At 42.8% G+C, this 13,193-nt stretch carries 9 protein-coding genes; 7 read left to right on the forward strand and 2 right to left on the reverse strand.

Annotated elements, in window-relative coordinates; all coding sequences use genetic code 11:
* Window positions 1-31: 31 nt before the first annotated feature.
* Window positions 32-1,267 carry an RluA family pseudouridine synthase gene (locus tag HCZ91_RS00680; RefSeq protein WP_179797347.1) on the reverse strand — a complete coding sequence of 412 codons (1,236 nt, stop codon included), beginning with the start codon at window positions 1,265-1,267 and terminating at the stop codon, window positions 32-34.
* A gap of 774 nt (window positions 1,268-2,041) precedes the next feature.
* On the opposite strand from HCZ91_RS00680, the gene HCZ91_RS00685 reads away from it, so the two are divergent.
* From HCZ91_RS00685 to HCZ91_RS00715, 7 genes are all read left to right on the forward strand, one after another.
* A complete protein-coding gene (locus tag HCZ91_RS00685) occupies window positions 2,042-3,223 on the forward strand; it encodes an outer membrane protein assembly factor BamD (RefSeq protein ID WP_057759574.1) in 1,182 nt (393 codons plus the stop codon).
* A 139-nt stretch (window positions 3,224-3,362) separates the two neighbouring features.
* Window positions 3,363-5,600: a CHC2 zinc finger domain-containing protein gene (locus HCZ91_RS00690; protein ID WP_179797349.1), complete on the forward strand. Its 2,238-nt coding sequence runs from the start codon at window positions 3,363-3,365 to the stop codon at window positions 5,598-5,600.
* 516 nt (window positions 5,601-6,116) lie between these two features.
* Window positions 6,117-8,039 (forward strand): RNA polymerase sigma factor RpoD, encoded by a 1,923-nt coding sequence (rpoD, locus tag HCZ91_RS00695; RefSeq protein ID WP_101204784.1) that lies wholly within the window; start codon window positions 6,117-6,119, stop codon window positions 8,037-8,039.
* A gap of 352 nt (window positions 8,040-8,391) precedes the next feature.
* On the forward strand, window positions 8,392-8,835 hold the full coding sequence (locus HCZ91_RS00700; RefSeq protein WP_179797351.1) for a MarR family transcriptional regulator: 444 nt from the start codon (window positions 8,392-8,394) through the stop codon (window positions 8,833-8,835).
* 16 nt (window positions 8,836-8,851) lie between these two features.
* Window positions 8,852-9,646 carry a siderophore-interacting protein gene (locus HCZ91_RS00705; protein WP_179797353.1) on the forward strand — a complete coding sequence of 265 codons (795 nt, stop codon included), beginning with the start codon at window positions 8,852-8,854 and terminating at the stop codon, window positions 9,644-9,646.
* A gap of 30 nt (window positions 9,647-9,676) precedes the next feature.
* Window positions 9,677-10,207, forward strand: a complete 531-nt coding sequence (locus HCZ91_RS00710) for a DUF2798 domain-containing protein (RefSeq protein ID WP_218869992.1) — start codon at window positions 9,677-9,679, stop codon at window positions 10,205-10,207.
* Between the two features lie 581 nt (window positions 10,208-10,788).
* The gene (locus tag HCZ91_RS00715) at window positions 10,789-11,049 is read left to right on the forward strand and encodes an ArsR family transcriptional regulator (protein WP_257019931.1); all 261 of its coding nucleotides are present in this window, start codon (window positions 10,789-10,791) and stop codon (window positions 11,047-11,049) included.
* 279 nt (window positions 11,050-11,328) lie between these two features.
* Here the strand turns inward: HCZ91_RS00715 and HCZ91_RS00720 are convergent, their stop codons facing one another.
* A complete protein-coding gene (locus tag HCZ91_RS00720) occupies window positions 11,329-12,828 on the reverse strand; it encodes a SulP family inorganic anion transporter (RefSeq protein ID WP_179797355.1) in 1,500 nt (499 codons plus the stop codon).
* Between the last annotated feature and the right edge of the window lie 365 nt (window positions 12,829-13,193).

A 13,193-nucleotide genomic window follows, 5' to 3' on the forward strand; every position in this document is an offset into this window, starting at 1 on the left:
CTCTCACCTCTCATCTAGTAAACATTAGCGTTTACTCTTCATAATAACCGTCGCTGAGTACGGCCATCAGTTTTTGCATATCTTCAGGTAGCGGCGTCGTCACCTCAATGTCCTCACCTGTCGTCGGATGCACAAACCCTAGCGTATAGGCATGCAATGCTTGGCGCGGGAAATTATTGATAGCTTGGCGCTGGGCTTCTGTCAATCCAGAACGCAACTGACGACGGCCACCATAGACACGGTCACCGACTAGTGGATAAGTAATGTGACTTAGATGCACACGAATTTGATGCGTACGTCCAGTCTCAAGTCCAACATCTAGCAGACAGTAGTTTTCGTTCAATGGTGTGACATTTAGCAGATGCGTTACTGCTTCGCGACCAGCAGTCATCACCGTCATTTTAGTACGCTGATTGCGATGTCGACCAATCGGTGCATCGATACGACGATGACGAGATAAACTTGCTTGGTCCCCTGCCACCACACACTTATAGTGACGATAAACAGACTTGTCTTTTAGCTGCTCCATTAGTGCCATCTGTGCAGGTTTGGTTTTGCCAATCAGTAGCAATCCAGAGGTGTCTTTATCAATACGATGCACGAGACCTGCACGCGGTAAATGATGCTGCTGAGGATAATGATATAGCAATGCATTGACCAAAGTGCCGTTTTGGTTACCCGCGCCTGGATGAACCACCATACCGACAGGTTTATTGATTACCAATACGTCATCATCTTCATAGACAACATCGATATCTATGTTTTCTGGTTGGTCTTCACCATGCTGCTGTAACGTCGTTGATAGATGCAATACATCATCTGCTTTGACACGGACTTTCGGTTTTTGAACACTGCCGTTATAGAGCAGACTGCCGTCAGTAATCCAGTTCTGGAGTTGCACACGCGAAAAGTCTGAAAACGCTTGTGAGGCGACCTTATCAATACGCAGGCCAGCTTGATCTTCTGTGACCACATGCGTCATGTCTACAATCACTGGTACAGCTTGACCCGCTACTGGGGCTTCATCGTCGTCGCCATCCATGTCGCTGTCATCAATATCATTATCATCAATGTCGCTATCGTTCAGATCATTACCATCATCGATGAGCAACTCTTCATTATCAAGCGCATCATCATGCACTTGCTCATTTGTAATTGTTTGATTATCAGATAGCTCATTATTGTTCAAAACATCATTTGGCATTGGTGACTCTTGTGCTGATGAATCAGTATCTAGCGATTGATTCGGTGATAAATTGGTAGTCATGGCATCATTATTCATAGCGGATTGATACATTGATACATGGCGAAGTCCCTGACAGTGTTTTGTGAGGTGACTTCGAAGATAGTATTATAAATAGCAGTATAAAAAATTGTCGTTTTTTTATTATGGTCTTTGCCTATAAATGGCAGATAACCACCTTCAAGGTACAAAAAAGCGAAGACAATACCGCTCTAGTGTAACATGTTGCAGGCATAAGCCCTATAGAAGCTACATGCTATCTGTTAATTTTTGAGCATACCTTTGGGCTGTAAGATGCCTCGCTTAACTCTCTAGAACATGACATTGCTGTAATTTACTGTATATTTACTCATGCTAGCGACATTCGATATCGCTCGTAACAGCCGCTCATGTTAAACTGCCTATACAATATAGATGGCGAAAAAATAGACGTAGCAAATGTTATTCTATAAAGTATAGCCATGTTTTGCTGTATGCTATGGCACTGTATGCGAATGCCGTATTTAGATACAGTATAAAAATAGCATTGGGCTTTGTTGACCGTGTTTGTCATTTAAACCGTTTGACTACGGTTCAATGCATGTGGTGGTTAAATACATGTGGTCTATAACTGGCTTACTATACAAGCGCTATGTATCGAACCCAATCTATCAGTACAATACGTCATAACAAAAACTGCATTCGATAAAAAATTTTTGCTGGTGGATCGCTGACTACTTAGCGTCGTTTTTTATCACTAACCTTTTATATAGCATGATAGCGCCGCTGCTATTATGCGTCTTGTGTCGGAGAAGAAGTATGCAAGCTGTTGGCAATACGTTTATCAAACTGTCCTCAATAACCCTACTGGCGCTTAGCGTCAACCTAGTGGGTTGCCAGACTTTCAAAAATCTAACTGGCGCCAAAGATGGTGAGGCAGTAGAAACAGCTGAAAAATCAGAGCAAGGATATTATAACGAGGCCGTCAATCAGATTGACAAAGGTCACTATATCCAAGGTATCGAAGAGCTGACCAATCTGCGCACATTCTACCCAACCGGACAGTACGCTGAGCAAGCTTTGCTTGATATGATGTATGCACAATACGAAGGCGACAAGTATGAAATGGCGGCAGCAAGTGCTGAGCAGTTTATCCGTCTCTACCCGTCTAACCCACAAGTCAGCTACGCCTACTATGTGCGCGGCGTTGCCAATATGGAAGGTTCATCTGAGAGCCTAAAGCTCTTTAAACTGAACCAAGCTGAGCGTGATACCGCGTATTTGCGTATTGCCTTTGCCAATTTCCAAGAGCTTATCAATAAATATCCAAACAGCCCGTATGCACCAGATGCCGCTCAGCGTATGACGTTCATTTACAATCAGTTTGCTGAGAGCGAAATGAGCGCAGCCAATTGGTATATCGAGCGTGAAGCTTATGTAGCAGCGGTTAACCGTGCCAAATGGGTATTCCAATACTACCCGCTGAGTGAGTCAACGCCAGATGCTCTTGCAGTATTAGCTTATAGCCATGAAAAACTTGGTCTAACCGATTTGGCTAATGAGTACAAAACGCTATTGCAGATCAACTACCCAGAGATGCTAACCAGCAACGGTAGTGTGAAATTAAGCACCAAACGTGACCGTACTTGGCTCAATAAGATTACCTTTGGCAAGCTTGGTCGTTCGAACACAACTGATAAATCAGTCGCATCTGGCGAGTATAACGGCGCCACCAAGACACAAATGATTCGTAATGCAGCCCAGTTGAGACTAGCAGGAACAAACACGACGCCTGCCAATACTCCAGTCGCCAATAATGCTGCTGCGCGTAATGGTATTAGCGTAGGCTTAGGTCTGCCTGAAGCATCAGCTGAGCGCGTGACCAGCCAATCAAGTACTGGCTCGACTGCACGAGAAGCCAACGTCGATCCCCTAAATACCAATCCAACACGTCGCACTACGTTAAATGACGACAGTGTGAGTGATATGGATAATAATTGATTACGTTAAGTCTTTTAGCCTAACTAACACAGTCTGTATTCATTGATAATAAGGCCAACATTATGTTGGCCTTATTTTTCTAGCAGTATCTTATTACCTCTGCCCCAATATAATCGACCTATGGTAAACTGTTTTTTGTATGAGCATTCCTAACCATATTCTTGAACAACTAAATAGCCAAGCTGACCTGATCAGTATCATTGGCAAACACACCACGCTTAAACGCGCTGGTAGTGAATATAAAGGCTGCTGCCCTTTTCACGGTGAAAAATCGCCTTCCTTTTATGTCAATCCACAAAAAAACATCTATCACTGCTTTGGCTGTAGCGTCGGTGGCAATGCCATCAGTTTTTTGCGTGATTATGAGAATCTGACATTCATTGAAGCGGTCAACGAACTATCAAAACAGACAGGCATTGAAGTACCCAAAGAAGAACAGCAAAACGTTAGTTATCAACGTCGCGCACCCAAACCTATTGCACCGCCGCCTGTGCACAATGTGCCTAGCCCAACTGTAGAACATAACAAAGTAGATCAAGACGGTACAAATAAAGACAACCATCAAAATAATCGTCAAGACACTTATCAAGACAATCATCAAAACAATGTCTCCCAAAGCGACCAAAACTACATAGAGCAGCCTAGTTACGATGACAATCGAGGCTATGATGACAATCAGGGCTATGAGAATTTTCCACCGTTAGAGGCGTATGATTCAGCGTCCTATTCGATGGACTCGTATTCCTCAGAGCCATATTCACCAAACCATTCAGATGACAGTGGCTATCCGCCAGCATGGCTGACAGATACCGATACTAGCGCTGGTATGCAGGACGCTCATGGTATTGACCAAATCAATGATAAAGATGGCAATCTATACGAGCTACTAGAGCAAATCCAACAGTTCTATCAGCACAATCTGACCACACATCCTCATGCCAAGCACTACTTTTTATCGCGCGGACTCACTGAAGACATCTTTGAGACCTTCGGTCTTGGCTATGCACCATTTGGTTGGCAGCATCTTGAGCATCAATTTCCACAGGATATTGAAGGTCTAAAAGCTTTAGGATTGGTACGTCAGTCAGAGTCTGGCCGCGACTACGATCTATTGCGCGACCGAGTCATCTTCCCAATCCGTGATAACCAAGGCCGCACTATTGGTTTTGGCGGTCGGGCGCTCGATGACGAAGTAAAGCCTAAATATATCAACTCCTCAGACTCGCCCGTCTTTCATAAGCAGCATGTACTATACGGCTATTATGAATCACGTCAGCAGCGCGCAGACAGCTGGCTGGTGGTCGAAGGCTATATGGATGTGATCGCTCTTTATCAAGCGGGTATCTATGGGGCAATCGCCTCGATGGGTACAGCGATTAATGAAAGCCAAATATCACGTCTACTGACACTCAATCCAACGCTTACTTTGAGCTTTGATGGAGATAGCGCAGGCCAAAAAGCCGCTTGGCGTACACTTGAAGTTGCGCTGCCTGTATTGGCCGATGACAAAGAACTGCGGTTTTTAACCCTGCCTAACAATCATGATCCTGATACTTTTATTAAGAGTCAGGGCAGCGATGCCATGCGTGAGCAAATCGCTAATGCCATGCCGCTATCACAGTATATCTTTGCATACTTGAGTGAACGTTATGACATGAGTCTGGCTGAGGGCAAAGCCAAGCTCATGTCTCAAGTACGCTCGTTGACGACCGCCTTACCCAAAGGCAGTAGCTTTCGCTATTTGCTCAACAATGACGTTTATCAAAAGCTTGGCGGCAGGCGCAGTCAGAATGTCGAAGCCAAAGATGCGCTGCTAGATTTTGATGGTGATATGACCATCAGTCAGCAATTGCAGCTTTGCTTTTTGTTTCAGCCGCGCGCATTAATCGACGACCCTATTGAGTCGATTTGGCAACAGTCAGGGATCAATGGCTTACACCTACCTGCTCATATCAAACAAAAAGCATCACCTGATACCCTGCGTCCTCTTGCGTGGGAAGACTTGCAAGATGCTGCTCTGCTAGACATCGTAAGCACGATCAAGCGCTGTCTTAATTACCTACCAAAAGACGTCAATGCAGCGGCGCATTTTATCTTATCGAACGTAAAACCTGCGACCCAAGACATGCTCAGCCGTAATTGGGGCGGCTTCTACAAAGCGCTAACTGCGCGCAATATCTTGGGGATTGATGGCCTAATCGAAGAGCTAGTCAGCCAGCTGCTTGAGCGCAACATGAAGAAAAAAATACAAGAGCTGATACAGAACCCAGATCATATTAAGCTTGCGATCGTCCGTAAACAAACCCAATTGTTGAATGATTGGCTACGCGCACAGCAGGCAGAGCAATCGGCCCAGATGGTCACGGTGCAGTCTTAATGTTTAATTTCAAATGTTGACCCTTTAAAAGTCTAGCAGCTGCCCCCACTACTAATGATTATGCCCAGTAGCATGAGTCGCTTCTAAATCATTTAGCTGATGGCAAATAATCAGTAAAAAATGGTCGGTAGCTATCACTAGCTCGTGCTTGACGACTGTGGTCTGTGTTAAACTGTGTCGCTGTATATTGACAGCACTGCTTGGTGAATGATTGTGAGCATGCATCGTTAAGCACAAATTTTAGGTATTATTTTACGTATCAGCTTTTAGATACTATTTTTTAAGTACTGTATTTTTTTAAGTACCATATTGAAGTCTTTTTAGCTTTTCTGATTTTTAGCTGTTTTTCAGCATTGTTATTGTAGTGTTTTGAGCCTTTATTCATATCAACTCATTTTTGATATTATTGACAACCTCTACGCCATATTTTGATCAATCGATTGATAAGATCAACGCAAAGAGCGAGCGATAGCGAGTCACAATATAAAAATGTCCGATGCAAGTAAGCGAGTATTTATGAACGATAAGTCAGTTTCTAAGTCCACATCTCAACTGGCCACCTTAATCCAAATGGGCAAAGAGCAAGGGTATCTTACCTACGCTGAGGTGAATGACCAGCTGCCCGACTCTATTACCGAAAGCGATCAGATCGAAGACATTGTGCAAATGCTGACCGATGTCGGTATCAAAATCTTTGAATCAGCTCCTGATGCCGATGACATCTTGATGAACGATGATTCAAGTGATGATGACATGGCAGCAGATGAAGCAGCGGCGGTACTCGCCTCTGTTGAGACTGAGCCTGGTCGCACCACTGACCCTGTCCGTATGTATATGCGTGAGATGGGTACGGTTGACCTACTAACTCGCGAAGGCGAAATTGCCATTGCTAAGCGTATCGAAGAAGGTATTCGTGATGTACAGCATGCCATGTCTTACTGGCCTGGTACCGTACAGTTTGTCCTTGACGAGTATCAAAAAGTCCAAGACGGCGAAAAAAAGCTATCTGACGTCATCACTGGTTTCTTAGACCCTGAGACCGAAGAAGACAAAATCGCAGCTCAAGAAGCAAAGGAAGCGGCGAAAGAAGAGCGTGAACGCATCAAAGAAGAAAAAGAAAACCCACCGGTTATCAAAGCTAAGGTCAATGCGAAAGCAGCCGCGCTTGATAATGACGACGAAGATGAAGATGACGTTGAAGACGAAGCTGAAGAAGAAACCAGCGGTCTTGATCCAGAAGAAGTTCGTTTACGCCTAGAAGAGATCGAGCATCTATTTATCAAAGCTAAGCAAGCATTGCTTGATTATGGCCGTGGTAGTGTACAGGCTGATACAGCATATGCCCTACTTGCTGAACGCTTTATGATGTTAAAGCTAAACAATCGCTTGTCAGACCAAGTCATGGCTATCATGCATGACGTCTATGACGACGTGCGTAAGCAAGAGCGTCAGATCATGCGTTTGGTGATTCGCCGTGGTCGTATGCCGCGTGAAGAGTTCCGTAAGACCTTCCCTAGCAATGAAACCAACGTTGATTGGTTGATTGAACGTATCAAAGGTAAGCCTGCATTTGCTGGTACGCTAGAAAAAGTCACTGATGACGTTATTTTATTACAACGTCGTATCCGTGATTATGAGCAGCAGCTCGATATGAAAATCCACGACATGAAAGATGTGGCACGTCGCATGGCTGTTGGTGAAGCAAAAGCTCGCCGCGCGAAAAAAGAAATGGTTGAAGCTAACCTACGTCTGGTTATCTCTATCGCCAAAAAATATACCAATCGTGGTCTACAGTTCTTGGATCTTATCCAAGAAGGTAACATCGGTCTGATGAAAGCCGTTGATAAGTTTGAATATCGCCGTGGTTATAAGTTCTCGACCTATGCCACATGGTGGATTCGTCAGGCGATTACCCGCTCTATTGCTGACCAAGCGCGCACCATTCGTATTCCTGTGCATATGATTGAGACCATCAACAAAATCAACCGTGTCTCACGTCAATTGCTACAAGAAATGGGGCGCGAGCCAACACCTGAGGAATTAGGCGAACGCTTAGAGATGGACGAAGTTAAAGTCCGTAAAGTGTTGAAGATTGCCAAAGAACCTATCTCTATGGAAACTCCGATCGGTGATGATGAAGATTCGCACCTAGGCGATTTTATCGAAGATGGTACGATCTCAAGCCCTGTCGATGATGCGACTGCTGCTGGTCTGCAAGAAGCGACTCGTGATGTACTCGGCAACCTGACTGAGCGTGAAGCGCGTGTCCTAAAAATGCGTTTCGGTATCGATATGCCAACCGATCATACTCTAGAAGAAGTCGGTAAACAGTTCGATGTAACGCGTGAGCGTATTCGTCAGATTGAGGCGAAAGCATTGCGTAAATTGCGTCATCCATCACGTTCTGAACACTTGCGCTCTTTCCTTGAAAATGACTAAATTTTCAGAGAAATACTGAGCCTAGCTAATAGGTTTCAGATAGTTGCTAAAAATAAAAAAGCTGAGCATGTCTCAGCTTTTTTTGTGCCTGCTTTTTAATTCTAGAAATTATTAATCACAGCGTTTGTTAATTACAAATCTTCTCAATTGCAAAGCCTCCTAGTCATAAATCCCTTTAACCCGAAAGCTCCTTGTTCAATATACACCCCTATTTACTTTACCTTCTACTATCTTCTCTTATTCAAAATTATCCAAGTTTAGATAAACACACTCCTTCAAAAACCACTTTATAGTTGACACTATCAACCTTATTCTATATAGTTGCTTCTATCAACTATATTAAAGAGTTTTTATGTCTAACAATTCATTGAGCGAAACACTACATCAATTGATGCATACCTATACCAATCTACTGCTAGAAGGTATTCGTCAGCAAGGTGTGGAGTTGTCCGTGACCAATATTAGAACCTTAAAAGGTGTTTGTTATAACCCCAATAGCACTGCGCTATCTATCTCTAAACATATGCAGCGAGACAAAGCGCAAATCACTCGTGCCTTAAATGACCTTTTGGCGGCTGAGCTAATCTTGAAGACAGATAACCCGCTTGATGGTCGAAGCCAATTACTACAGCTGACCTCTAAAGGCGAAGAACTTATGACAAAGCTTGATGCAGCAGAAGAATGGACAAGGCAGCAATTAACGAAAGATTTAAGCCTCGTAGAGCTTGCGTTATTTTTCCGTGTCAGTCGCACCATGATAGACAACGTTGGCAGCAGCAAGACTACCGATAAATAAGTAAGGACAGATCCGTATGAATAACACAATAAATCAAAAACCAGTACGCGAAATCATGACCGTGGCTCACAAGCAAATGATTACTCCGCACTACATCCGTATATACCTCACAGGCCAAGCAGATACTATTGCCAATATCGCGACAATGACTGTTGGCGCAAATAACAAAGTACTTATCCCTGTCGATAAAGCTCAGCCAATTGACCTAAATGACAATACTACTTTTGTAGTTCGCACTTATACTCATCGCGGCGCTGATGTAGCAAAACAACAGATTTGGATTGATTTTGTCGCTCATGGTGATGAGGCGCCCGCTTCAGGCTGGGCCACTCATGCTGAGGTTGGCGACGAGATTGGTATCTTAATGAAGCCTAAAACCAAAGCGCTTTGTCCTGATGCAGATAATTTTCTACTGATTGGCGATGCCACAGCGATACCAGTGCTCGGTTCAATATTAGAAACCTTGCCTGCCAGCGCGACTGGTCAATGCATCATCGAAGTACACGGTGTAGAAGATGAGCAAGAGTTGTCGACAGCGGCCAATATCACCATGACATGGTTACATAACCCAGATCCAACGCAAGGCAGTCAATTAATCGACACAGTAAAATCTCTCGATTTGCCAACTGCAGAGCAGAGCCGTTTTGCTTATATCGCTAGCGAATTCTCATCTGTCAAAGCCCTTCGTCATTACCTAAAGGTCGAGCAACAGTGGTCTAAGGATGAGCTATATGCCTTTTCTTACTGGAAAGCAGGTGTTGCAGAAGACCAATCTGTAAGCGATCGACAGGCAGAAAAAAACACCGACTAATTAAACGCTCTTTATGATAGGAAAATAACGATGTCTCCAAATACTATGCCAGTAAATACCGAGACCCTGCTCATTGATGGTTCTAAAAGTGGTAGCGCTAAGAATGATGGCACTAAAAAAACACCGTTGCTCTACAAAGTGTTATTAATACTTGCCTTAATGACTGTCATAGGTGGTCTCTTAACAGGTGTGATGACCTATATGAATGTCGGATATTCCGATACATTTTTTATAGACTGGTCTAGAGCGCTACTTGCAGCGTATGCGATTATGCCGATTGGCTTCTTACTGATGGGTCTGGTCACAAAATTTATTAATCACAAGCTACCTAATACCAAAGCGTACAAACGCAATCTCATCACAGGTGTAGTGATGGCTTGCATAATGGAGTCTATGCTGGCCTTTAGTACTGCCTCAAAGACGATCGGTTTTGCTAATCAGACAGCATTTTTGAATGGCTGGTTAGAAGGATTTCTAGTTGCATTACCAGTAGGATTGACATTAATGGTCATTGTTTCTATGACTATTAAACCAAAAATTGAGGCATTTCTAAAAAGCTAAGATATCACAACTATGCTTATTAGGTTTTTCGGTACTCTACCGCGATGCTAACCAGATTAATGAAAAAGCTTAATAAAATTGAAAAACATAAAGCATTAAGGGCGTGTTGAATATTCAATACGCCCTTGTCATGTCAGAAGCTTTCTAATACTATTTTACTGCTTATTATGTCAAAACTTACGTGTATTTAATAAGTCAGTCGTAACAACGTTTAGTGTTAAGTTCGATTTGAAACAGTCTTTTTTTGTCCATCATATATTGTTACTATTCGACAATATTCCGATGACTAGACAGTACAACTGTCATAATTAATCTAGTTTTGGCTGTATACTCTACTGTTATAGAAACGTATAGTCATAATATAAACGCTAGTTATAAGCAGTATCCTACTAGTAGCCGTTTATTTGTATATGGTTGGCACATTGGCGGTAAATAGAATCTACACCGCTTTGGTGTCTAGACCCATAATGAGTAAGCTAAAAATCTAATGTTCCACTCTGACAATTGTTGATTATTAACTAGGTATCGATATCACATATTTTATGAATACAGAAAACATAATATCTGCACTTAACAACCCCATGCGTCGCCAAATCATAAAGTGGTTGAAGGACAGGTCGAACTTTCCAGCGTCATTACCAGAGCATGCTAATCTGGATGGGGTATGCGTCAGCTACATCCAAGAAAAAGCCGGATTGTCGCAATCAACCATTTCAAATTATATGGGTGTGTTAAAAAAAGCAGGATTGGTTACGTCCGAACGCATGGTCAATGGACGTTTTATCAGCGTCATGAAGCTAACATCGAAGCATTTCTCAATGAAGTTGAAAAAGAGCTGTTGAAGCTTTAAAAATTTCTCATAATCTATAGAACTATTTTCCTTTGTTACAAAACATCTAGATATTTCAATATAACGATTAACTATCTCCATACCGCATCATCCAAACCAGTTACTTCTTCCCTTCTAGCTATCCCTTCTCTTCTGCCATCCTATTAGCTTCTAAAATATTTACTCACAAAGAATATAATCTTCTAATCAGGTTTTAATTTGCATAAAAAAAGCCGAGATACATTCAGCTTTATAATATTTATCAATATGACACTATTAATACGTAGCTAATTTAATGCGCGCCTAAGCTTTGCTCAGCATCTGGCTTATCATGCACACCGAAATTATCTATCATCGCCTGGCTCGCCTCGTTCAAACCGATGAGCTCTACTTCAGTGCCTTCACGGCGAAATTTAATAATCACTTTATCTATGGCAGCGACTGCTGTCACGTCCCAAAAATGCGCGCGCGACACGTCAATGACCACGTTAGAGACAGATTCTTTAATATCAAAGGAATCAATCATACGCTCTACTGATGAGAAAAATACCTGCCCATCAACTCGATAATAACGCGTTTTCGCTGCTTCATCCATGTGACTATGCACACTCATATAGCGCTCAATCTTATTGGCAAAGAACAGTGCTGACAGCAGCACGCCAATCAATACGCCATAGGCCAAGTTATGCGTTGCGACCACCACAGCAACGGTCGTAATCATGACCACATTACTTTGCAGTGGCTTGGTTTTTAGCTCTTTAAACGAACCCCAGTTAAAAGTACCGATAGACACCATAATCATTACAGCGACCAATGCGGCCATTGGAATAATCTTTAGCCAATCGCTTAAGAACACAACCATCAATAATAAAAATACGCCTGCCACTAAGGTAGAGAGACGTGTATAGCCGCCTGATTTGACGTTGATGATCGACTGGCCAATCATCGCACAGCCTGCCATCCCGCCAAAAAAGCTACTAACCACATTGGCAATACCTTGGCCTTTGCACTCTTGCGTACGGTCGCCTTTGGTATCAGTTAAATCATCTACGATAGTCATCGTCATCATAGACTCAAGTAAGCCCACTATCGCCAAACTGATAGAGTACGGAAAAATAATAATCAACGTATCTAAGTTCAACGGGATATCAGGTATCAAAAACATCGGCAGGGTATCAGGTAGCTGACCCATATCATTGATGGTTCGAGCCTCTGCACCTAATAAGATGGCTATAGCCGTGACCAGTACAATACTGACCAATGGCGATGGAATCACTTTACCGATCTTTGGGATATATGGATAGCCATAGATAATGACTAGACCTAGCGCCACAAGACCATAAACATGTACTAGGTTTGAACCTGCCTGCGGCATCAGCTCAGGAACCTGCGACATAAAAATCAAAATAGCTAAGGCATTGATAAAGCCGAGCACTACGGATTGCGATACATATTTCATTAGATTACCCAGCTTTAAGAAGCCAAAGATAATCTGTATCACACCTGTCAGCACACTAGCTGCCAACAAATACTGCAAGCCATAGTCTTTGACCAGCGTCACCATTAGTAACGCCATCGCACCAGTTGCCGCCGAAATCATCGCTGGACGACCGCCGACAAACGCAATCACTACTGCGATACAAAATGAGGCATAAAGCCCTACTTGGGGATCAACACCAGCAATGATAGAAAACGCAATCGCTTCAGGGATAAGTGCTAAAGCGACGACCATGCCAGCCAAGACATCGCCGCGCGCATTGGATAGCCAATGCTCTTTAATTGTATTTAACATATTTAACTCAGTTTTGGGGAACTGCTTTAGTCTGTCAATAAACGAAGTATCTAATCACTATTTAGAAAGCATCTATTTGGAAAGTATCTAAAAAGTAGTTGAAAATCAGCTCACATGAAAAGTTTGACGCATTTCTATCTAGGCATATCTATATTTAGATCCTTTGCTATCTAGGTACTTTGCCCATTGCCTATCAAATGATAAATATAAAAATGTGAACGATCATAGTTAGCGAGTTATCGTCATAACTTACTCTTAGTGGGGTAATCTTTATGATCCACTAGATATATCGAATAGTGATACAAACGCTAAAGCAGTGCGTGCGCGCAAGAAAAAGCGTTAGACGCTTTATGAGAGTAATTGCT

Source organism: Psychrobacter sp. BI730, assembly GCF_013414195.1.
GTDB lineage: Bacteria > Pseudomonadota > Gammaproteobacteria > Pseudomonadales > Moraxellaceae > Psychrobacter.

Coding starts and splice junctions, on each gene's coding strand:
- HCZ91_RS00680 (WP_179797347.1), bottom strand. CDS start 1,267: ATGACTACCAATTTATCACCGAATCAATCGCTAGATACTGATTCATCA.
- HCZ91_RS00685 (WP_057759574.1), top strand. CDS start 2,042: ATGCAAGCTGTTGGCAATACGTTTATCAAACTGTCCTCAATAACCCTA.
- HCZ91_RS00690 (WP_179797349.1), top strand. CDS start 3,363: ATGAGCATTCCTAACCATATTCTTGAACAACTAAATAGCCAAGCTGAC.
- rpoD (WP_101204784.1), top strand. CDS start 6,117: ATGAACGATAAGTCAGTTTCTAAGTCCACATCTCAACTGGCCACCTTA.
- HCZ91_RS00700 (WP_179797351.1), top strand. CDS start 8,392: ATGTCTAACAATTCATTGAGCGAAACACTACATCAATTGATGCATACC.
- HCZ91_RS00705 (WP_179797353.1), top strand. CDS start 8,852: ATGAATAACACAATAAATCAAAAACCAGTACGCGAAATCATGACCGTG.
- HCZ91_RS00710 (WP_218869992.1), top strand. CDS start 9,677: ATGTCTCCAAATACTATGCCAGTAAATACCGAGACCCTGCTCATTGAT.
- HCZ91_RS00715 (WP_257019931.1), top strand. CDS start 10,789: ATGCGTCGCCAAATCATAAAGTGGTTGAAGGACAGGTCGAACTTTCCA.
- HCZ91_RS00720 (WP_179797355.1), bottom strand. CDS start 12,828: ATGTTAAATACAATTAAAGAGCATTGGCTATCCAATGCGCGCGGCGAT.